The organism is Consotaella aegiceratis, from assembly GCF_036541425.1.
GTDB lineage: Bacteria > Pseudomonadota > Alphaproteobacteria > Rhizobiales > Rhizobiaceae > Consotaella > Consotaella aegiceratis.
This window is the reverse complement of the sequence record NZ_JAZHFT010000002.1, coordinates 43,129-63,988: the sequence shown is the minus strand read 5'-3', so window position 1 is coordinate 63,988 and position 20,860 is coordinate 43,129. Positions and strand designations below refer to the sequence as shown.

18 protein-coding genes are annotated in these 20,860 nt (G+C 65.8%); 14 read left to right on the top strand and 4 right to left on the bottom strand.

Features of this window, described 5'->3' with window-relative positions; translation table 11 throughout:
- The first annotated feature begins 70 nt into the window (after positions 1–70).
- The 8 genes from SMD10_RS01870 (at position 71) to SMD10_RS01835 (ending at position 8,952) form a co-directional block, all read left to right on the top strand.
- The gene (locus SMD10_RS01870; protein WP_331683941.1) at positions 71–1,609 is read left to right on the top strand and encodes a xylose ABC transporter ATP-binding protein; all 1,539 of its coding nucleotides are present in this window, start codon (positions 71–73) and stop codon (positions 1,607–1,609) included.
- A gap of 42 nt (positions 1,610–1,651) precedes the next feature.
- Entirely contained in the window at positions 1,652–2,800 is a 1,149-nt protein-coding gene (locus SMD10_RS01865; RefSeq protein WP_331683940.1) for a sugar ABC transporter permease, read from the top strand.
- 126 nt (positions 2,801–2,926) lie between these two features.
- A complete protein-coding gene (locus SMD10_RS01860) occupies positions 2,927–3,844 on the top strand; it encodes an aldo/keto reductase (protein ID WP_331683939.1) in 918 nt (305 codons plus the stop codon).
- A gap of 110 nt (positions 3,845–3,954) precedes the next feature.
- A complete protein-coding gene (locus tag SMD10_RS01855) occupies positions 3,955–5,493 on the top strand; it encodes a sugar ABC transporter ATP-binding protein (protein ID WP_331683938.1) in 1,539 nt (512 codons plus the stop codon).
- 40 nt (positions 5,494–5,533) lie between these two features.
- Entirely contained in the window at positions 5,534–6,535 is a 1,002-nt protein-coding gene (locus tag SMD10_RS01850; RefSeq protein WP_432757156.1) for an ABC transporter permease subunit, read from the top strand.
- Positions 6,536–6,606: 71 nt separating this feature from the next.
- Positions 6,607–7,554, top strand: coding sequence for an ABC transporter substrate-binding protein (locus SMD10_RS01845; protein WP_331683937.1), 948 nt, complete (start codon positions 6,607–6,609; stop codon positions 7,552–7,554).
- A 121-nt stretch (positions 7,555–7,675) separates the two neighbouring features.
- Positions 7,676–8,149, top strand: a complete 474-nt coding sequence (locus SMD10_RS01840; RefSeq protein ID WP_331683936.1) for a low molecular weight protein-tyrosine-phosphatase — start codon at positions 7,676–7,678, stop codon at positions 8,147–8,149.
- Positions 8,146–8,952, top strand: coding sequence for a fructosamine kinase family protein (locus tag SMD10_RS01835; RefSeq protein ID WP_432757155.1), 807 nt, complete (start codon positions 8,146–8,148; stop codon positions 8,950–8,952). The genes SMD10_RS01840 and SMD10_RS01835 overlap by 4 nt, the downstream gene beginning before the upstream one ends.
- Before the next feature lie 12 nt (positions 8,953–8,964).
- On the opposite strand, the gene SMD10_RS01830 is transcribed toward SMD10_RS01835, so the two are convergent.
- The 3 genes from SMD10_RS01830 to SMD10_RS01820 form a co-directional block, all read right to left on the bottom strand.
- A complete protein-coding gene (locus SMD10_RS01830) occupies positions 8,965–10,116 on the bottom strand; it encodes a DUF3616 domain-containing protein (protein ID WP_331683935.1) in 1,152 nt (383 codons plus the stop codon).
- Positions 10,117–10,186: 70 nt separating this feature from the next.
- The gene (locus SMD10_RS01825) at positions 10,187–12,010 is read right to left on the bottom strand and encodes a glycoside hydrolase family 15 protein (protein WP_331683934.1); all 1,824 of its coding nucleotides are present in this window, start codon (positions 12,008–12,010) and stop codon (positions 10,187–10,189) included.
- Positions 12,011–12,077: 67 nt separating this feature from the next.
- Entirely contained in the window at positions 12,078–13,469 is a 1,392-nt protein-coding gene (locus tag SMD10_RS01820) for a M20/M25/M40 family metallo-hydrolase (RefSeq protein ID WP_331683933.1), read from the bottom strand.
- A 593-nt stretch (positions 13,470–14,062) separates the two neighbouring features.
- Between SMD10_RS01820 and polA the strand changes: the two genes are divergently transcribed.
- The 6 genes from polA (at position 14,063) to SMD10_RS01790 (ending at position 20,208) form a co-directional block, all read left to right on the top strand.
- Positions 14,063–16,993, top strand: a complete 2,931-nt coding sequence (gene polA, locus SMD10_RS01815) for a DNA polymerase I (RefSeq protein ID WP_331684180.1) — start codon at positions 14,063–14,065, stop codon at positions 16,991–16,993.
- Between the two features lie 8 nt (positions 16,994–17,001).
- The gene (gene pyrF / locus SMD10_RS01810) at positions 17,002–17,745 is read left to right on the top strand and encodes an orotidine-5'-phosphate decarboxylase (RefSeq protein ID WP_331684179.1); all 744 of its coding nucleotides are present in this window, start codon (positions 17,002–17,004) and stop codon (positions 17,743–17,745) included.
- A gap of 15 nt (positions 17,746–17,760) precedes the next feature.
- A complete protein-coding gene (locus tag SMD10_RS01805; protein WP_331683932.1) occupies positions 17,761–18,054 on the top strand; it encodes a DUF1330 domain-containing protein in 294 nt (97 codons plus the stop codon).
- A 15-nt stretch (positions 18,055–18,069) separates the two neighbouring features.
- Entirely contained in the window at positions 18,070–18,624 is a 555-nt protein-coding gene (locus tag SMD10_RS01800) for a GNAT family N-acetyltransferase (RefSeq protein WP_331683931.1), read from the top strand.
- Positions 18,625–18,789: 165 nt separating this feature from the next.
- The gene (locus tag SMD10_RS01795; protein ID WP_331683930.1) at positions 18,790–19,224 is read left to right on the top strand and encodes a DUF2852 domain-containing protein; all 435 of its coding nucleotides are present in this window, start codon (positions 18,790–18,792) and stop codon (positions 19,222–19,224) included.
- 210 nt (positions 19,225–19,434) lie between these two features.
- On the top strand, positions 19,435–20,208 hold the full coding sequence (locus tag SMD10_RS01790; protein WP_331683929.1) for a M48 family metallopeptidase: 774 nt from the start codon (positions 19,435–19,437) through the stop codon (positions 20,206–20,208).
- Positions 20,209–20,319: 111 nt separating this feature from the next.
- On the opposite strand, the gene SMD10_RS01785 is transcribed toward SMD10_RS01790, so the two are convergent.
- Entirely contained in the window at positions 20,320–20,838 is a 519-nt protein-coding gene (locus tag SMD10_RS01785) for a hypothetical protein (protein ID WP_331683928.1), read from the bottom strand.
- Positions 20,839–20,860: the final 22 nt, after the last annotated feature.

Here is a 20,860-nt window from a genome sequence, read left to right as displayed (position 1 = left end):
TCGGCGTGCGCCGCCGACCGGCCCGTGCCTCGAGCCTTGGGTGCTCGTCCTCCTCCAAGGGAGCCGTGTCATGTCCGAATACCTCCTCGAAATGCGAGGGATCGTCAAAGAATTCTCGGGCGTCAAAGCGCTCGACGGCATCAACCTGCAGGTTCGTCCCGGCGAGGTCGTCGGCCTGTGCGGCGAGAACGGTGCCGGCAAGTCCACCCTGATGAAGGTGCTGTCGGCCGTCTATCCCTATGGAACTTGGGACGGCGAGATCCTCTGGGAAGGCAAGCCGCTCCAGGCGGAATCGATCCGCGAGACCGAGGACGCCGGCATCGTCATCATCCATCAGGAACTGATGCTGGTGCCCGAACTGTCTGTGGCCGAAAACATCTTCCTGGGACGCGAACGGACGTCGCGGGGCGGGTTTCTCGACTACGAGGCGATGAACGCCGAAGCGGCCAAGCTGATGGCGGAACTCAAGATGAGCCACGTCAACGTGGCGCTTCCGGTTTCGCACTATTCGGGCGGCATTCTGCAGCTCATCGAGATCGCCAAGGCTCTCGGCAAGAACGCCAAGCTGCTGATCCTGGACGAGCCGTCCTCGGCGCTGTCGCAGTCGGAGACGCAGATCCTTCTCGACATCGTCCGCGATCTGAAGCGGCGCAACGTCGCCTGCGTCTACATCTCGCACAAGCTGGAGGAGATCGAGGCCATTGCCGACACCGTCACGGTCATCCGCGACGGCCAGTTCATCGGGGCGGAGCCGATGGCCGAGCTGACCGTCGACAAGATCATCAACATGATGGTCGGTCGCGAGCTGACGGAAAAGTATCCGAGCGAGCCGCACGCGATCGGCGACGTGGTGTTCGAGGTGATGAACGTCACCTGCTACGATCCGCTCAATCCGGACATGAAAAAGGTGGACGGCGTTTCGTTCGCGGTGCGCGCCGGGGAAATCCTCGGCGTCGCCGGGCTGGTGGGGGCCGGGCGCACGGAGATGGCGAGCGCCATCTTCGGCTATTATCGCGGTTCGCATTCGCTGCAGCTCAAGCTCGACGGCAAGCCGATCTCCGTCGAAGATCCCAAGGATGCGGTCCGGCAAGGCATCTGCATGGTGCCGGAGGACCGCAAGCGCCACGGCATCGTCCCGCTGCTCGGCGTCGGCCAGAACATCACCATGTCGGTTCTGAGCCGGTTCACCAACGGCGGGCTGATCGACGACGCGGCCGAATTCTCCGCCATTCATGGCGAGATCGACCGGCTGGGCATCAAGACGGCGAGCCCGGTTCTGCCGATCGCCAGCCTGTCGGGCGGCAACCAGCAGAAGGCCGTGGTCGCCAAGATGCTGATGCCGAAGCCGCGGGTGCTGATCCTGGACGAGCCGACGCGCGGCGTCGACGTCGGCGCCAAATACGAAATCTACAAACTGATCTACGGCCTCGCCAAGGAAGGCATCGCCATCATCATGATCTCGTCGGAGATGCCCGAGGTGCTCGGCATCAGCGACCGCGTCCTGGTGATCGGGGAGGGCCAGTTGCGCGGTGACTTCGTCAACGATGGAACGCTGACGCAGGAAAAGATCCTCACCGCGGCCCTGACCAGGCGCAAGCAAGCGGCCTGAGCGGGCACAAACCCAATAAAACGACGATAGTGGGGGACGTTCATGATTGCGTCGGGGACACAACAATTCGCCAGCCTGTTCAGCCGCTACAAGGTGCTGAGCCTGCTGGCCGTCATCGCGGTGATCTGGCTGTTGTTCGGCTGGCAGACGGACGGCGCCTTCCTGTCGGCCCGCAACTTCTCGAACCTGCTGCGCCAGATGGCGATCACCGGCATGCTGGCGTCGGGCATGGTGTTCGTCATCATCTCCGGTGAGATCGACTTGTCGGTCGGCTCGCTGCTCGGTGTGCTCGGCGGTGTCGCGGCCATTCTCGACGTCATCTACGGGTTTCCGGTCGTCCTGACGATCATCGTGGTGATCGCCCTCGGCCTGGCGGCCGGCCTGTTCAACGGCTGGTGGGTCGCCTATCGCGGGGTGCCGTCCTTCATCGTCGGTCTGGCGGGCCTCATGGCCTATCGCGGCGTGCTACTGGGCATCACCGACGGCGCGACCATCGCGCCGGTCTCGCCGGGGCTGGTCTTGATCGGCCAGGCCTACCTGCCGCTTCTGATCGGTGACGCGCTGGCGGTCCTGGTGTTCGCCCTGATGGCGGTCCTGTTCTTCCGCTCGCGCGCCAAACGCCAGCAGTACAATCTCGATGTCCCGCCGCTGTGGCAGGATATCCTGAAGCTCGCCGCCATCGGCGCCGTTCTCGCCGGTTTCGTGATCATGCTGGACGACTATCGCGGCATTCCGATCCCGGTGCTGGTGCTGGGCGTGATCCTGGGCGTCTTCACGCTGATCGCGCAGCGCACGGTGTTCGGCCGCCGCATCTACGCCGTCGGCTCGAACCTCGAGGCGACCCGGCTCTCCGGCGTCAACGTGCGCACCGTCAAGCTGATGATCTTCGGCCTCGTCGGTCTGATGTGCGCCTTTGCGGGGCTCACCACCACGGCGCGTCTGGCCGCCGGCTCGCCCTCGGCCGGCAATCTGGGCGAACTCGACGCCATCGCCTCGTGCATCATCGGCGGCACCTCGATGCGCGGCGGCTCGGGCACGGTCTACGGCGCGCTGATCGGCGCGCTGATCATGGCGAGCCTCGACAACGGCATGTCGATGCTCGGCGTCGAGACCTTCTGGCAGATGATCGTGAAGGGCTCGATCCTGCTCTTGGCCGTCTGGGTCGACATCGCCACCAGCGCCAAGGCCTGATCCGCCTCTCCTCCCTCGGGAGGGAACTCCGAAACGGCACGACACTTGCCGCCACCGCTCTGCGACACAGATCGCAGGCGTGGCGGCAATGCTGTCATTCGGGTCCTGTCTTGTTCGGAGGTCGTCATGAAGACACGTCGCATCGGTTCGCTGGAGGTGTCGGAGGTCGGCCTCGGCTGCAACAATTTCGGGCGGCGCCTCGATCAGGCGGCCACGACGCGCGTGATCGACGCCGCGCTGGATGCCGGGATCACGCTGCTGGACACCGCCGACATCTACGGCGACACCAAAAGCGAGAGCTTCATGGGCGAAGCGCTGGCCGGGCGCCGCGACCGGTTCGTGCTCGCCACCAAGTTCGGCATGAAGGTCGACGAAGAGCGCCAGGGCGCCAAGCCGGCCTATATTCGCCAGGCCGTCGAGGACAGCCTCAAGCGCCTGAAGACCGACGTGATCGACCTCTACCAGCTGCATCGGCCTGACGAGTCCACGCCGATCGCCGAGACCCTCGCCGCGCTCGGCGATCTGGTGAAGGCGGGCAAGGTCCGCGAGATCGGCTGCTCCAATTTCGACGCTCGGCAACTCGCCGAGGCGCGAACGGCGGTGACGGAGGGCGCGGCGCGCTTCGTCAGCGTGCAGAACGAATACAGCCTGTTCCACCGCGCACCCGAGCAGGAAGTTCTCGATGCCTGCGAGCGGCTGGACATGGGCTTCCTGCCCTATTTCCCGCTGGCGCGGGGCCTGCTCACGGGCAAGTATCGCAAGGATGCGGCGATGCCCACCGGCACGCGTCTGGACGGCACCGATCACGTCACGCCGCAGGCGCTCGACGTCATCGAGGGTCTCGTCGGTTTCTGCGAGGCGCGGGGGCACACGCTTCTTGAACTCGCGTTCTCCTGGCTGCTCCACCATCGTCCCGTCGCTTCCGTCATTGCCGGCGCGACTTCGGCCGAACAGGTGCGGGCGAATGTGGCGGCGGCCGGCTGGGCGCTCGATGCCGTCGAGCTGGCGGAGATCGACCGCATCACCGCGCCGATGCGCGCCTGAGCCGTCCGGCGGCGCCGTCCACAGCATAATGCGACGGGCCGAAGGGACGCGTAGACGGGGCGCGGCGGGCGGTGGTACCGTTTGCAACGATAACCGTCGGGGAGGAGCCGATGACGGATGACCGGGCCGAGAGCGCTCCGCCGCTCCTCGAAATGCGGAATATCAGCAAGACCTTCGGGCCGACGAAGGCGCTGTCGAGCGTCTCGCTGACCGCCTACGCCGGCGAGGTTCATGCCCTGATGGGCGAGAACGGCGCCGGCAAGTCCACGCTGATAAAGGTCCTGTCGGGTGCCTACCGCGCCGATCCCGGTGGTGAGATCCTGGTGGCCGGCGAGGCGCTCGCCACCGGCGATCCATGGACCTCCAAGGCGGCCGGCATCGCCGTGATCTATCAGGAGCTGTCGCTGGCGCCCAATCTCAGCGTGGCGCAGAATATCTATCTCGGCAATGAGACCGCGCGCTACGGCCTCGTCGATCGCGCCGCCAGCGAACGTGATTGCCAGGCGATCCTACAGCGCCTCGGCGTATCGTTCTCGCCGGGAACGCAGGTCGCCCGCCTGTCGCTGGGCGAGCGGCAACTGGTGGAGATTGCCCGGGCGCTGTCGACACGTGCCCGCATCATCGTGATGGATGAACCCACCACGTCGCTGACCACGCGCGAGACCGAGCGGTTGTTCGACGTCGTCCGCGACCTCAAGCGGCACGGCATCGCCGTCATCTACATCAGCCACCGGATGAACGAGGTCTACGAACTGGCCGACCGCGTCACGGTGCTGCGCGACTCCGCCGATGTCGGCACCCTGTCGCGCGACGAGCTGTCCGCCGAGAGGCTGGTGTCGATGATGGTGGGGCGCGATCTGTCGACCTTCTACAAGAAGGACCACCACGCCCGCGAGGGCAAGGAAGACGTGGTGCTGTCGGTGCGCGGTTTGGGCGACGGCCACCGCGTCCACGATTGCAGCTTCGATCTGCATGCTGGCGAAGTGCTGGCGCTGTCGGGCCTCGTCGGCTCCGGGCGCACCGAATTGGCGCGGCTGATCTTCGGCGCCGACTCGAAGACCACGGGCGAGGTCTGGCTCAATGGCCGGCAGGTCGCTCTCAATACGCCGCGCGCCGCTCTGGAGGCCGGCATCGCCTATCTGACGGAGGACCGCAAGGCGCTCGGCCTGTTTCTCGACATGTCGATCCGCGAAAACATTAATATCGGCGTCATCCAGAAGGACGCGCATGCGGGCGGCATCCTCGATTTCCAGGCGGCGGCGAGGCGCGCCGGCAAGGCCATCAAGGATTTCGCCATTCGCACGCCGAGCGCGTCCGTCACGGCCGGTTCGCTGTCGGGCGGCAATCAGCAGAAGGTGCTGCTGGCGCGCCTGCTCGAGACCGGTCCGCGGGTGGTGATCCTGGACGAGCCGACGCGCGGCGTGGATGTCGGCGCCAAGTCGGAGATCTACCGGTTGATCGACGAACTGGCCCAGGCCGGTGTCGCGATCCTGATGATTTCCAGCGAGCTGCCCGAGGTGGTCGGTATCGCCGACCGCGCTCTGGTGATGCGCGACGGGCGCATCGTCGGCGAGGTGATGCCTGCCGAGGACGGCTATATCCGGCAGGAGGAGATCATGAACTATTCGACCGGAGCGGCGGCGGCATAGCCCGGCGGCGGTCCCGAATGGGAGTATGGGGAGGTCTGCGATGGCGGAAGGTGCGGGCGAACGTGCGGAAGCGCGATCGGGCATGGTGGGAGTAGGGCCGAGGTTGCGATCGACGCTGCGCGCCGTCGGCATGCTGCCGGTCCTGGTGCTCCTGGCGATCGGCTTCGAGATCATGTCGGGCCGCTTCCTGGCCTGGAACAATCTGTCCATCGTCATGCAGCAGGCGTCGGTCAACACCGTGCTGGCCGCCGGCATGACCTTTGTCATCCTGACCGGCGGCATCGACCTGTCGGTGGGCTCGATCCTGGCCTCGTCGGCGATGGTGGCGGTGATCGTGTCGCTCGTGCCCGATTGGGGCATGCTCGGCATCGCCGGTGGAATGGCGATGGGCCTTGCCTGCGGCCTGGCCAATGGCGGGCTGATCTCGGCGCTCGGCCTGCCGCCCTTCATCGTCACGCTCGGCTCTCTGACCGCCATGCGAGGCCTCGCCCGCTTGCTCGGCGACGACACCACGGTGTTCAACTCCGATCTGCCGTTCGATTTCATCGGCAACGGGTCGCTGTTCGGCGTCCCCTGGCTGGTGATCATCGCCTTCGCCGTCGTCATCCTGTCCTGGTTCGTCCTGAAACGGACGGTGCTCGGGACCTGGATCTATGCGGTCGGCGGCAATGTCGATGCCGCACGGCTGACCGGCATCAAGGTCTGGAAGGTGCTGCTCTTCGTCTACGGCGTCTCGGGTCTGTTCGCCGGTCTGGGCGGTGTGATGTCGGCGGCGCGGCTCTATGCCGCCAACGGCCTGCAACTGGGCCAGTCCTACGAGTTGGACGCGATCGCGGCCGTCATTCTCGGCGGCACCAGCTTCGTCGGCGGCGTCGGCTCGATCTGGGGGACGCTGGTCGGCGCGCTGATCATCGCGGTCCTGTCCAACGGCCTGATCCTCGTCGGCGTCTCGGACATCTGGCAGTACATCATCAAAGGTCTGGTGATCATCGGCGCGGTCGCGCTCGATCGCTATCGCGAGAAGGGCGGGAGCCGGACCTGACGGCGTTCCGGCCACGGCCGGCGCATCCATGCGGGAGGAGGCTTCCCGCGAACTCCAGGAGGAAAAGACCAATGACATTTCTGAAGCGTGCTCTCTGCGGCATCGCGCTGGCGGCCATCGCTGCTGCGCCGGCCTCGGCCCAGGACGGCAAGACGCTCGAGAAGATCGGCATTTCGGTCGGCCTGCTCGGCAATCCGTTCTTCGTCGCCACCATCAAGGGCATCGAGGACCGCGCCAAGGAGATCAACCCCGACGTCCAGGTGACCTCGGTCTCGGCGGACTATGATCTCAACAAGCAGGCCTCACAGATCGACAGCTTCATCGCCGCCGGCACCGACATCATCATGCTGAACGCGGTCGATGCGACAGCCATCGCGCCGGCGGTCAAGCGCGCCACCGATGCCGGCGTCGTGGTCGCGGCGTTCGACGTCTCCGCGCCCGGCGCCGACGTCACCGTGATGACCAACAACGTCAAGGCCGGCGAGATCGCCTGCCAGTACATCGTCGACAAGCTGAACGGCGAGGGCAACGTGATCATCATCAACGGCCCGCAGAGCTCGTCGATCATCGATCGGGTGAAGGGCTGCAAGGACGTGTTCTCGCAGAACTCCGGCATCACCGTTTTGTCCGACAACCAGAACGGCAAGGGCTCGCGCGAGGGCGGCCTGGAGGTAATGCAGGGCCTGCTCACCCGCTACGACGACATCGACGCGGTGTTCGCCATCAACGATCCCACCGGGCTGGGCGCCGACCTGGCGGCCAAGCAGTTCAACCGCACGAACTTCTTCATCACCGCGGTGGACGGCGCGCCCGACGTCGAGAAGGCGCTGAAGAGCGGCAATACGCTGCTCGAGGCTTCGGCTTCGCAGGACCCCTACGTGATGGCCGGCGAAGCCTTCAAGATGGGCTACGAGGTCTTCATGGGCAACAAGCCCGAAGAGGATACGGTGCTGCTCGACCCCAAGCTGATTACCGCCGACAATGTCGACGAGTACCAAGGCTGGACGGCAGCCCGCTGACCTTCAATAATGGCCGGGTCCGGGCGGGAGCCTGGGCCCGGTTCCGCTCGCCGGGGCGATGCGGGGCGGATATCGACGAGATCGTTTCTGCGTCGCATCGTTTGACGAAAGGCCGAATTCCATGCCTGATCAGCCTTCCGTCCTCTTCGTCTGCCTCGGCAACATCTGTCGCTCGCCCCTGGCGGAGGCGGCCTTCCGGCGCGAGGCGGAAGCCCAGGGGCTCGCCGTCGACGTCGATTCGGCCGGCACCGGGAGCTGGCACGTCGGGGAGCCGCCGGATCGCCGCGCCCAGGCGGTTGCCAGGAGCCACGGCGTCGACATCAGCACCTATCGCGGCCGTCAGGTCGCGCCCGAGGATTTCCACCGTTTCACCCATATCGTCGCGCTCGATCAGGAAAATCTCTCCGCCCTAAAGCGGCTCAGGCCGAAGAACGCGACGGCCGAGCTGAGCCTGCTGCTCGATCATGTGCCCGGTCGGGCCGGCCAGCCGGTCGCCGATCCCTATTTCGGCGATGCCGCCGGGTTCGACGCCACCTGGGCCGACGTGACCGCGGGGGCGGCCGCCTTGGTTCGCGAGCTCGCGGGGCAGGGGTGAACTGGCTGGCCGAAGCCGGTGTGACGCTGCTTGGCGGCGTGCTCGCCCATACCGAGACCGTGCATGGAGGCGATCTCTCCGACGTCGTTCGGATCGAGTTGGCGGATGGCCGCCAGGCGATGGTGAAAGGCGGACCCGGTCCGCGCATCGAGGCGGCGATGCTGACGGCCATCGCGGCAACGGGGGCCCCGGCGCCGGCCGTGCTGGCGGTGGACGACGAGGCGATGGTGATCGAGCTGCTGCCCACTCGAGGCAGCTTGAGCTATGCCTGGAAAAGCCTGGGCCGGGCGTTGGCGACGCTGCATTCGGCCGCTGGCGAGCGCTATGGCTGGCACGAAAACTACGCCTTCGGGGCGGTGGCGATCGAAAATGCCTGGGCCGTTGATTGGCCGACGTTCTGGGGCTCGCGTCGGCTCGCCGTCAATCTCGCCCATTTGCCGTCCGCGCTCGCCCGCCGCCTGGAACGGCTCGTCGATGATCTGGCGAGCCGCTTGCCCGCCAGGCCCGTGCCGGCGCTGTTGCATGGCGATCTGTGGAGCGGCAACGTGCTGGTGGACGGCGATCGCGTCACCGGCCTGATCGATCCGGCCTGCTATTACGGTCACGGCGAGGTCGATTTGGCGATGCTGTCGCTGTTCGGTCAGCCCAGCAGTGCCTTCTACGACGCCTATCTGCCTCTCGAAGCGGGCTTCGCCGAGCGGCGGCCGATCTATCAACTCTGGCCGGCGCTGGTGCATCTGCGGCTGTTCGGCGTGAGCTATCGCGGTCTGGTCGAGCGGCTGCTGACGGAAGCGCAGGCTTGAGAAGGGGTCGCCTCAGTCTTTCGCCGCGGGCACCGCAATGTCGAACAGATCGGCGGTGAGCCGCCGCTGGGCGGGGTCGGTGCGGCTGTCGGCCGGCGAGTCATAGGCGACCAGGAGCCGGGTCGCGTCCTTTACCTCGATCAGCTCGATGCCCTCGGCATGGTCCGAACCCCGGATGGCCGGCAGGTCGAGCACACGCTTGAGAGCGCCTTCCCGGTAGATCGGCCGGCTCGGGTCGTAGTCGTCGATGGCGAAGACCGATTGCAGGGCTTCGAGATCGGTGGTGGCGCCCGAGAGGATCAGCAGCCGGTCCCCGCGCCAGACCATGTCGCGGATGGCCTGGCCGTTGAGGTCGATCGCCTGCAGGGCATAGCGCTTGCCGCCGTCGAACTTCTTCGGCTTGAGTTCGCCATCCTTGTTCGCCTTCATCTCCAGGCGAACGATGAAGGCGTAGCCGCGCAGCACCGGCCCACGCAGGCCGAGAAGCACCGTTTGGCCCTGCGCGGCCAAGCCCTCGATGTCGAGACCGTTCTCCTTGCAGGGAATTTCGACGAAGGGGCCGATCAGCGGGTCCTTGGCCAGCATCTTGCGCAGCGGCGTCTTCTTCGAATCCGTCATCGGCAGCATCGCTGCCTCGCGTGCCGGCTCCCCGTCCAGTCGATCGATCGCGGCGACCAGCTCGAACACGCCGTCGCCCCGGTCGAGCAGCGGCACGCGGCCCAGGAAGCCGCGATTGGCGTCCCAGTCGATGTCGGCCATGTCGTCCAGGCCGTCGTCCGGATCGTCGCGCTTCAGGGAATGCGATCCGCAGATCCACAGATAGCCGTCGGCCACGGCCAAACCTTCGATATCCATTTCGCCTTCCGGGCCATCCGGAAGGTCGAAGGCGTCGCCGAGCGCGAAATTGGCGTGCTCGCGTGCCTCACCGGTCTCCGGATCGAGAACCACGCGCTCGACGGTCGCGGTCTCGTCGCAGCTGAGAAACACCGATCGTCCGACCACCGCGAGCGAAGAGACGTCGCGCCAGATCGGATCCTGGACATGGGCCAGGCGATGGTGATGCTCGAAATAGAGGTCGGCGGTTCCCCAGGGCTTGCGGTCGAGGGAGAGATCGGCCTCGACTCCCGCCGCCGGCGTCCTGCGCTTCCGCTGTGTCTTGGCCATCGTCTCAGTCCTTCCGTCCAATGCTTGCGAAACATCGGGCGGAATGGCCGGCCGGCAAGTTATGGCGGATCTACGACTCGACGACCTCGGAGCTCTCGTGGTCGTCGGAGCGCTCATGCGCCGGCCCGATGGCGCGCGACAGGTTCAGCGCGGTGATGATCAGCGCCAGATGGCTGAAGGCCTGGGGGAAGTTGCCCAGCATGATACCGTCCTTCGGATCGTACTCCTCGGCCAGCAGCCCGACGTCGTTCTGCAGCAGGCGCACCCGTTCGAACAGCTCCTTCGCCTCGTCGAAGCGCTTCTGCATGATATAGACGTCGGCGAGCCAGAGCGAGCAGGCCAGAAACGCGCCTTCCTCGCCGGAAAGGCCGTCATTGGTCTCGCCGGTATCGTAGCGCAGCACGAAGCCGTTCTTGAGCAGGCGCTTCTCGATCGCCGCGACCGTGCCAACGACGCGCGGGTCGTCACACGGCAGAAATCCAGTCATGGCGATGTGGAGCAGGCTCGCGTCGACGGTCTTCGAGCCGTAGCTCTGGACGAAGCTGTTCATCTCCGGGTCGAAGCCGCGCTCGCAGACGTCGTCGTGGATTTCGTCGGCAACCTTGCGCCAATGCCGGACCAGTTCCCCAGCGTTGCTTTCGTCTTCCGCGGTCCGCGAGGCACGGTCGAAGGCGACCCAGGCCATCACCTTGGAGTGGACGAAATGCTGGCGGCCGCCGCGCACCTCCCAGATGCCTTCGTCCGGTTCGCGCCAGACCTTTTCCAGAAACGGCATCACTGAAGTGGCCAGCGAGGGCGAACGGGGATGCGGTTTCAGCCCGCCCTTGCGGGCCTGCATCAGCATGTCGGCGACCTCGCCGTAGATGTCGAGCTGGCGCTGCCCGGCCGCCCCGTTCCCGATGCGGACAGGCTTGGAATCGCGATAGCCGGGCAGCCAGGGGGCTTCCCATTCCACCAGTTCGCGCTCGCCGGCCACGCCGTACATGATCTGCATCTGGGCCGGATCGCCGGCCACCGACCGCATCAGCCAGTCGCGCCAGGCGCTCGCTTCCTCGAAATAGCCGAGATCCATGAAAGCCATCAGCGTCAGCGTGGCATCGCGCAGCCAGCAATAGCGATAGTCCCAGTTGCGCTCGCCACCGAGCCGCTCCGGCAGCGAGGTCGTCGGCGCCGCGACGATGCCGCCGGTCGGGCGATAGGTGAGGGCTTTCAGCGTGATGATCGAGCGCTTGATGTCGTCGGTCCAGCCGTCGACCTCGGGACAGCGGGAGGAAAACTCCGTCCAGAAGGCTTCGGTATCGCGCAGGCAGGCTTCCGCATCGTGCGGTGTCGGCGGCTCCAGGTGGGAGGGATGGTGCGTGATCGAAAAGGGCAGCCGGTCGCCGGCCGAGACGCGGAAGCGCCCGCGCGTGTGCATGTCCTCGCCGTGCAATTCGACGGGCGTGCGGATCACCAGCAGGCTGGGGCCCGCGACGGCGGCCAGCGTGGTGTCGTCGAGGCGGCTGACCCAGGGAACGGAGCGCCCATAGTCGAAGCGCATGACCAGATCGAAGTCGAATTCGATCTCGCCTTCCTTGCCGACCACGATGCGCATCAGATTGGGCACGCCGTCGCGCGGTGGCATGAAGTCGATGATCGCAGCCGTGCCGTTCTCGGTCTTGAATTCCGTCTCCAGGATCAGGGTTCCGGGCCAGTAGCGGCGGCTGACGGCAAAGGCCTCGCCGGCCGGCGCGATGCGCCAGCGGCCGTTGTCCTCGTCGCCGATCAGGGCGGCAAAACAGGCCGAGGAATCGAAGCGAGGAAAGCAGAGCCAGTCGATCGACGCGTCCTTGCCGACCAGAGCCGCGGTTTCGCAATCTCCGATCAGCGCATAGTCTTCGATTTTACGGTGCAAAAGGATCTCCGAGCCTTGTCTGTCGCGGCGGCACGGCTCCTCCGGTGAGCGTGCCGCCGTAGAAGTGTCAGCCCATCCGGCCGAGCACGTCGAGCACGCGCGCCCAGGAGCGCTGGCCTTTTTGGAACGAGGTCAGTTCGTATTTCTCGTTCGGCGAGTGGATGCGGTCGTCGCCGAGGCCGAAGCCGATCAGCAGCGACTCCATGCCCAGCCGGCTCTTGAATTCGCCGACCACCGGGATCGACCCGCCCATGGCGATCATCACGGCCGGCTTCTCCCATTCGTCGGAGAGCGCCACGCGCGCCTTTTCGAGATAGGGCGAATCGAAGGGAAGCTTGATCGCGGGCGAGCCGCCGTGCGGCGCAAAGCTTACCGTGCAGTCGGCCGGAAGGCGCTCTTCGACATAGGTGCGGAAGGCGGCGCGAATCTTGGCCGGGTCCTGGTTGGCGACCAGGCGGAACGAGACCTTGGCGAAGGCTTCCGCCGGAATCACGGTCTTGAAGCCCTCGCCGGTATAGCCGCCGGAGATGCCGTTGATCTCGGCGGTCGGCCGCGACCAGAGCTGTTCCAGCATGGATCGGTCGCGTTCGCCGGCTGGCGCCGAGAGGCCGACCGAGCCGAGAAAGGCGGCCGGATCGAAGCCGAGCCCGTCCCACATCTTGCGGATCTCGTCGGGCAGATCCTCGACGTCGTCGTAGAAGCCGGGCAGCGTCACCCGGCCGTCGTCATCGTGCAATCCGGCCAGGATCCTGGACAGCACCCGGATCGGATTGGCCGCGGCGCCGCCGAAATAGCCGGAATGAAGGTCCTGGTTGGCGGCGTGAACCGTGATCTCCTCGCCGACCAGGCCGCGCAGGCCGGTGGAGATCGCCGGCGTCTCCGCGTCCCACATGTTGGTGTCGCAGACGAGCGCGATGTCGGCCGCAAGTTCGGCCTTGTGCGCGTCGAGGAACGGCACCAGCGAGGGCGAGCCCGACTCCTCCTCGCCTTCGAAGAGCACGGTGACGCTGCAGGGCAGGGCGCCGGTTTCCGCCTTATAGGCGCGGCAGGCCTCGACGAAGGTCATGAGCTGGCCCTTGTCGTCGGCGGAGCCGCGGCCGGTGATCCGCTTGCTGCCGTCCGGCATGGTCTTCAACTCGGGCTGAAACGGATCGCTGTCCCATAGGTCCAGCGGCACCACCGGCTGGACGTCGTAATGGCCGTAGAAGAGAACGTGCGGGGTGCCCGTTGGTCCGGGATGATGAGCGACTACCATCGGATGGCCCGGCGTTTCGTGCACCTTGGCGTCGAAGCCGATGGCCGAAAGATCGCCGGCCAGCCATTCGGCGGCGCGCTGGCAATCGGACGCATATTGGGGATCGGTAGAGATCGAAGGGATGCGAAGAAGATCGCCGAGCCTGGCGACGGAGCGCTCCAGATTGAGATCGAGGCAGGCGAGCACGCTGTCGAGGCTGGCCATGGGATACTCCTTGTGCGGCACAAATCGGAAATGGTGCGGCGAAGGCGCCATCCGAAGCGCCTCGGGCCGTGCCGGCTGGCAGGAGCGAAAGGTAGGACAGCCGCGCGGCGCTGGAAAGCGAGCTTACCGGCTTTTCACGATCGCCGGCTGCCGAAGGCTACGGACAACGACGTTTTCGAAGGAAATGGGAAGGGAGATAAAAAAGGAGCCGCCACGGCCTGGAGGGGGAACACCGTGACGGCTCGCTTTCTTTAAGACGGAGGTCCCGGAGAGGGGGATAGGGACGATCCGCTTTTCTTGCATTCGGCTCGAGAGCGGGGGACGAGCTATCGGCCGAAGGCGGCGATTGCCTCGCCGTTGTTGTTAAAATGACGCTGGGCGAAATTGGTTTCAAGATCCGACATCTTTTTTTTCGTCACATCCCCGTGAGATGCTCCCAGAGGCCGCCAAATTTTCACCGCGCCGCCTTATTGTTCTGCAATATGAATGACTTGGTCCGCTCGTCGAGGGTCACTCGAAAGGCCGTTCCCGCCGGTCGTTCGATCCGGTCCGTAGCGATGGACTCGGTCTCGCGGGCGCGCTACCAGCATCTTATGCAAAAGGGCGATCACCTCTTCCTCGTCGACGGCTCGGCCTACATCTTCCGGGCCTACCACGCGCTTCCTCCATTGACGCGAAAATCGGACGGCCTGCCGGTCGGCGCCGTGTCCGGCTTTTGCAACATGCTGTGGAAGCTGGTCGAGGAATCGCGCGACACGTCGGTCGGCGTCGCGCCGACCCATTTCGCGGTGATCTTCGATCATTCGGCCACAACGTTTCGCAACGAACTCTACGATGCCTACAAGGCCAATCGCGAGGCGCCGCCCGAGGACCTGATTCCGCAGTTCCCGCTGATTCGCGAGGCGGTGCGCGCCTTCGACCTGCCCTGCATCGAAAAGCAGGGCTACGAGGCGGACGATCTCATCGCCACCTATACGAGGCAGGCCGTCGCCGCCGGCGCGGATGTGACGATCGTCTCGTCCGACAAGGACCTGATGCAACTCGTCGGTCCCGGCGTCATCCTCTACGACCAGATGAAGGACCGGCGGCTCGGGCCGGAAGAGGTCAAGGAAAAGTTCGGCGTCTATCCGGAGAAGATGATCGATCTTCAGGCGCTGGTCGGCGATACCTCCGACAACGTGCCGGGCGTGCCCGGCATCGGTCCGAAGACGGCCTCCCAGCTCCTCGACGAGTATGGCGATCTCGAAACGCTTCTTTCGCGGGCGGGCGAGATCAAGCAAGCCAAGCGGCGGGAGAACCTGGTCGCCTTCGCCGACCAGGCGCGGCTGTCGAAACGGCTGGTGACGCTCGACTGCGATACGCCGCTCGATACGCCGCTCGACGACCTCTTCATCAACGAGCCGGACGGCGAGAAGCTCGTCGCCTTCCTGAAGGCGATGGAGTTCACCACTCTCACCCGGCGCGTGGCCGCGCGTCTGGAGCTCGATGCCGGCGGTGTCGAAGCGGCGGATGTCGCCGTGGAAGGGGCGGGCCGCGGTCCCGATCTCGACGCGGCGCCAACGGCGAAGACAGTGGCGGCGATGGACGGTTCGACGGTGCTGCCGCTCGACCCGCGCGCCCATTCGGCCGCGGTGCTCGCGGCCGCCAAGCCGGTGTCGATCGACCGGTCCGCCTATGTGACGATCCGCGATGTCGAGACGCTGCGCGCCTGGATGGCAGAGGCGAGCGGGACGGGGCTCATGGCCTTCGACATCGAGACGAATTCATTGTCGGCGGTCAGCGCCGACCTGGTCGGCGTCTCCTTCGCCGTCGCGCCGGGGCGCGCGGCCTACGTGCCGATCGCCCATTGCTCGCCGGAGACGACCGGCGATCTCTGGAGCGAGGGCGGTCAGGACGACGGCGTCGGGCCGCAGATCCCGCTCGCCGAGGCCTTGGCCATTCTGAAGCCGGCGCTGGAGGATCCCGCGATCCTGAAGATCGGGCAGAATTTCAAGTTCGACTGCCTGGTCATGATGAAGCACGGCATCAGCATCGCGCCCTTCGACGACACGATGCTGATTTCCTACGCGCTCGACGCCTCCTCCTCGCTGGAGGGACATGGCATGGACGAGTTGTCGGAACGCTTCCTCGGCCATCGCCCGATCACCTACAAGGAGCTCTGCGGGTCCGGCAAGGCGGCGCTGGCGCTCGCCCATTGCGGCATCGACAAGGTGACGGAATATGCGGCCGAGGATGCCGACGTCACGCTGCGTCTCTGGCAGGTCCTCAAGCCCCGGCTCGCCGCCGAAGGCATGACGGCGGTCTACGAACGGCTGGAGCGGCCGCTTCTGCCGGTGCTGGTGCGCATGGAAGAGCGCGGCATCAAGGTCGACCGCGAGATCCTGTCGCGCCTCTCCGGCCGCTTTGCCCAGAAGGTGGCGCAGCTTGAGGAGGAAATCGCCGAACTGGCGGGAGAGCATTTCAATCCCGGCAGCCCCAAGCAACTGGGCGAGATCCTTTTCGGCAAGCTCAGCCTGCCCGGTGGCAAGAAGACCAAGACCGGCCAGTGGTCGACCGACGTGAAGGTTCTCGAGGAGCTGGCGCTGACCCACGATCTGCCGGCGCGCATCGTCGACTGGCGACAGCTTACCAAGCTGAAGGGAACCTATACCGACGCTTTGCCGGCTTATATGGACGGGGAAAGCCGGATTCATACATCCTACTCGATGGCGTCGACCACCACCGGACGGCTGTCCTCGTCGGAGCCCAACCTGCAGAACATCCCGGTCAGGACGGAAGAGGGCAGGGCGATCCGCACCGCCTTCGTGGCGCCTGCGGGCAAGAAGCTCGTCTCGGCCGACTACAGCCAGATCGAGCTTCGCATCCTCGCCCATGTCGCCGACATTCCGGAGCTGAAGGCGGCCTTCCGCGAAGGGCAGGACATCCACGCGACCACCGCGTCGGAAATGTTCGGCGTGCCGGTGGAGGGCATGCCGGCGGAGATCCGGCGGCGCGCCAAGGCGATCAATTTCGGCATCGTCTACGGCATCTCGGCCTTCGGGCTCGCCAACCAGCTCGCCATCCCGCGCGAGGAAGCCGGCGCCTATATCCGCCGCTATTTCGAGCGCTTCCCCGGGATTCGCGGCTACATGGACCAGGCCAAGGCGTTCTGCCGCGAGCATGGCTACGTCGAGACGCTGTTCGGTCGGCGTGCCCACTATCCGGACATCAAGCATTCCAACCCCTCGGTGCGCGCCGCGCTGGAACGCGCCGCGATCAATGCGCCGATCCAGGGGACGGCCGCCGACATCATCCGCCGTGCGATGATCCGCATGGAGGACGCGTTGACGGCCGCCGGCCTGTCGGCCCGCATGCTGTTGCAGGTTCACGACGAACTGGTGTTCGAAGTGGACGAGGACGAAATCGAGGCCACCATTCCGGTGGTGCGAGAGATCATGGAAAACGCTGCTGCGCCCGTCGTCGAACTTTCGGTCCCGCTGGAGGTCGAAGCGCGTGCCGCTGCCAATTGGGAGGAAGCGCATTGAGCCTGTCGATGCCCATAGCCGATCGAGATCACGCCGCGCCGGCCAGGGCGGCCCTCGATCCCGCCGAGCGCCTGATCGTGGCCCTCGACGTCTCCAGCCGCGAAGCAGCCGAGCGTCTGATTGCGGATCTCGGCGATACCGTACGCTTCTACAAGATCGGCTATCAGTTGGGTTTCGCCGGCGGTCTGCCGCTGGTGCGAGAGCTCGTCGACGCCGGCAAGAAGGTGTTTCTCGACTTCAAGCTTCTCGACATCTCCAATACCGTTGAGAAGGGTGTCGAGAGCATCGTCCGCCTTGGCGCGACCATGGCCACGATCCACGCCTATCCCCATGCGATGGAGGCGGCCGTCAGGGCGGCCGAGGGGGCGGATCTGACGCTGCTCGCCGTCACCGTGATGACGTCGCTCGACGATGCGGACCTCGCGGCGATCGGTTATGAGGCCTCCGTCTCCGACCTCGTGCGTCGGCGCGCGACCCAGGCGCGGAACGCGGGCATGGGTGGTCTCGTTGCTGCCGCGTCGGAGGCACAGGATCTGCGCGCTCTCGTCGGACCCGACATGGCGATCGTCACGCCCGGCATACGGCCAGCCGGCAGCGCGGCGGGCGATCAGAAGCGGGTTGCGACGCCGGCAAGCGCGTTGGACGCCGGCGCGAGCCATCTTGTCGTCGGGCGTCCGATCGTGCAAGCCGCCGACCCGCGCACGGCCGCCACGGCCATCCTGGCCGAGATGACGGCTGCCGGCCGGAGTTGAAGGAGAAGAAAAAGAATGCCGAAAGCGTACTGGATCGCCCGGGTCGATGTGCGTAAGCCCGAGCGCTATCAAGACTACATCGCAGCGGCACAGCCGGCCTTCGAGGCCCACGGCGCCCGCTTCCTCGCACGCGGCGGTCCCTTCGTCGAACTGGAGGGCAACGCGCGGTCCCGTAACGTGGTGATCGAGTTTCCCAGCCTTGCGGCCGCCAAGGCCTGCTATGCGAGCGAGGCCTATCAGAAAGCCAAGGCGATACGCCAGGACGTGGCCGATTCGGAGCTGGTCGTCGTCGAGGGCATCGACGACTGAACGGCAGCACGTGCCATGACGTCAGCCGCCTCGACTGATGGGTTCGGCGATTTGGCGCCGAGCGGCTTCGGCATCCGGATGAGGATGGCGGGCGACGACGCGGAGCTGCTGCGCATCGAGCGTGCGGCCTCGACCCTACTGCAGGCGGCCGGCCATCCCGATGCCACGGGCTGGCCGGGTACGCTTGCCGACTATCAAGCGTGGCTCGACCGTCACGGTGTGCTCGTTGCCGGTGAACTGGCAGGCGAGCCCGCTGGCTTTGCGGCTGCGTTCGCCTTGGAAGACCTTTATTGGCTGGCCGAATTGTCGGTCGACCCCGCATTCGTGCAGCGAGGTCTTGGTACGGCCCTGCTGCGGGCGACCCTGGACCGGGCACGCCGGCGCGGACATCTCGCTCTCGGCCTGTCGACCTTCGTGGATGTCCCGTTCAACGCACCCTTCTATGCACGCCATGGTTTTGAGCGGATCGGGGACGATCGGCTGACCGCTGCGATGCGGATGCAGTTCCACGCGGAGGCGCCGACTTCGGCACTGGCTGCGCAGCGCTGCGTCATGGTGTGCCGCCTTTAGTCGTCGTGGCCGAAGCCTTTCCCGCCCGGATGTCGATCGAAGGAGAGAAATCGGTACGCCAAGACTAAAAATCGGTATCGACGATATTGAACGGAGTTTTTGGCATAACCATCTGGTTTTTGTGCGATGCGCGCGCCTCGCGGTCTTTACAAGGGAAGCTAAAACATGACTTCGCAAGCATTGATTCGCCCTGCATGGACGCCTGCGACTATCGCTCTGATGGTGGTCGGGTTCATGGTCTACTGGCCGCTGGGATTGGCTATGATCGCCTATATTTTGTGGGGAGACCGCCTCGAAGGGTTTCGCCGTGACGTGAACCGGTCGACCGACCGCGTGATGTGCGGCATGCGCCGCGCCGGAATGCGGCGCCACGGGTTCGGCATGGACCGCACCGGCAACGTCGCCTTCGACGACTGGCGCGAAAAGGAACTCGCTCGTCTCGACGAGGAGCGCCGCAAGCTGAACGAGGCCGCCGCCGAGTTCGAGGACTATGCCCGCGAGCTGCGCCGGGCCAAGGACCAGGAAGAGTTCGATCGCTTCATGGCCTCCCGCCGCCGCAAGCGGCCGGAAGCCGACGGCGAGACCACCATCGACGGCTGATCCCCGTGCCGACGATGACTGAAAAAGCGGCGGCGCCGACGAGGCGCCGCCGCTTTCGTTTGCGCTCTCGCCGCCAGTCCGTGATGACGACCGAAACCCCGCCGTCACCGGCACATCGCGATCGGCGGCAGCAAACCTGTGAGACCGGATGAGAGCGGCAGGAACGAAACCGGGCGCGGTTGCGCGGCGAATCGGCTAAACTACGGCCCTATGACGGTGCCTCTTCTGAAAAAGATCGCCCAATCTCGCCGCCCTGCCGCGTTGTCTTTTCCAGAGGTGCTGGCGCTTTCCAACGGCGACGTGCCACTCACGGTGCGCTGCAATCCGCGCGCCAAGCGCATCATCATGCGCATCACGCCCGGCGGCGCTGGCCTGACGGTCACCGTGCCGCCGCGAACCCGCCACGAGACCGTTCTCGACTTTCTCGATCGCCATCGCGGCTGGGCCGAGAGCCGGCTGTCGATCGCGCCGAAGCGTCTGACAGTGACCCATGGTGCCATGCTTCCGTTCGCCGGAGGCCTGCTGGAGATCGTCCACGAACCCAGTCGCCGCGTCACCACACTCGTCATCGGCCAGAATGACGAACCGTCCCGCCTCCTTGTCGGCGGGGCGTCCGAGCATCTGCCGCGCCGCGTGGCGGACGCGCTGAAGCGGGAGGCGCGCCGGCGGCTCCAGGCCGCGGTCGACAAGCATGCGGCCGCCGTCGAGCTCAAGCCGCGCGCCATGACCTTGAAGGATACGACCAGCCGCTGGGGCTCGTGCACCCATGACCGCCGCCTCGCTTTCTCCTGGCGCATCGTCATGGCGCCGCCTTACGTCCTCGACTACCTCGTCGCCCACGAGGTGGCGCATTTTCGCGAAATGAACCACAGCCCCCGCTTCTGGGCGGTCTGCCGGTCGCTTTGCCCCTCGATGGAGGCGGGCAAGGCCTGGCTCAAGCGCCACGGCGGTTCGCTGCACGGCATCGATTTCGGCGCGGCCTGACCGGATCTCGTCCAGCGCTCACGGCTCCGCGGGCCGACGCGGCGAGCTCCAGCCATGGCGTGCGGCGGGAGGGAGCGATCGCCGAGGCCGGAAGGTCTGGAATCCGTGACGTCAACAGCGGCGGGCCACCGAATCCAAGCGTACCGCCGGCGTCGGCGACCATGGTTTGCGAACATGACGGGCCACCCGACGTCGCCGCCGCAGCCGATAGGTCCAATAGGTCGGCCAGAACAATGTCAGTCCTGCGATTTGCCAGCGCGAGCGGGGTTGGCAGGAAGGATAGCTCATGCGCCGCAAACTGTTTCGCTGCGCGAGCACGAACAGCGTCAACACCCCGATGAGAGTATAGCCGAAAGCGAGCCAAAGGACGAATTGCGGCAACTTTTGAAATCCATGTATTCTCGAATCAGGATCCACAAAGAGGTTATAGTAAGTTCCGCTTACATTGATCTGGGTCAATCGTTTTTGGGCAGGGTCGATAGAGACGCCGCCTTGTCCCGACGGCCGATTGTGCGTCCTCGGATATCCGGGGGCGTCGGGAGTCGTCGTCGGGATGGCCGATTTTCCAAGCTGATTGAGCGGCTTTCCGACAGGCTCGAAATCTGGCAGGGCCGTCTTCGCTTGCTCCAAACCAGCCCGCGCGCGATAAGCG

Excerpts from the sequence above, each read along its gene's own strand:
- pyrF (WP_331684179.1), top strand. The coding sequence starts at position 17,002 with ATGCCCATAGCCGATCGAGATCACGCCGCGCCGGCCAGGGCGGCCCTC.
- SMD10_RS01795 (WP_331683930.1), top strand. The coding sequence starts at position 18,790 with ATGACTTCGCAAGCATTGATTCGCCCTGCATGGACGCCTGCGACTATC.
- polA (WP_331684180.1), top strand. The coding sequence starts at position 14,063 with ATGCAAAAGGGCGATCACCTCTTCCTCGTCGACGGCTCGGCCTACATC.
- SMD10_RS01865 (WP_331683940.1), top strand. The coding sequence starts at position 1,652 with ATGATTGCGTCGGGGACACAACAATTCGCCAGCCTGTTCAGCCGCTAC.
- SMD10_RS01790 (WP_331683929.1), top strand. The coding sequence starts at position 19,435 with ATGACGGTGCCTCTTCTGAAAAAGATCGCCCAATCTCGCCGCCCTGCC.
- SMD10_RS01855 (WP_331683938.1), top strand. The coding sequence starts at position 3,955 with ATGACGGATGACCGGGCCGAGAGCGCTCCGCCGCTCCTCGAAATGCGG.
- SMD10_RS01800 (WP_331683931.1), top strand. The coding sequence starts at position 18,070 with ATGACGTCAGCCGCCTCGACTGATGGGTTCGGCGATTTGGCGCCGAGC.
- SMD10_RS01840 (WP_331683936.1), top strand. The coding sequence starts at position 7,676 with ATGCCTGATCAGCCTTCCGTCCTCTTCGTCTGCCTCGGCAACATCTGT.
- SMD10_RS01850 (WP_432757156.1), top strand. The coding sequence starts at position 5,534 with ATGGCGGAAGGTGCGGGCGAACGTGCGGAAGCGCGATCGGGCATGGTG.
- SMD10_RS01820 (WP_331683933.1), bottom strand. The coding sequence starts at position 13,469 with ATGGCCAGCCTCGACAGCGTGCTCGCCTGCCTCGATCTCAATCTGGAG.
- SMD10_RS01805 (WP_331683932.1), top strand. The coding sequence starts at position 17,761 with ATGCCGAAAGCGTACTGGATCGCCCGGGTCGATGTGCGTAAGCCCGAG.
- SMD10_RS01830 (WP_331683935.1), bottom strand. The coding sequence starts at position 10,116 with ATGGCCAAGACACAGCGGAAGCGCAGGACGCCGGCGGCGGGAGTCGAG.
- SMD10_RS01860 (WP_331683939.1), top strand. The coding sequence starts at position 2,927 with ATGAAGACACGTCGCATCGGTTCGCTGGAGGTGTCGGAGGTCGGCCTC.
- SMD10_RS01870 (WP_331683941.1), top strand. The coding sequence starts at position 71 with ATGTCCGAATACCTCCTCGAAATGCGAGGGATCGTCAAAGAATTCTCG.
- SMD10_RS01845 (WP_331683937.1), top strand. The coding sequence starts at position 6,607 with ATGACATTTCTGAAGCGTGCTCTCTGCGGCATCGCGCTGGCGGCCATC.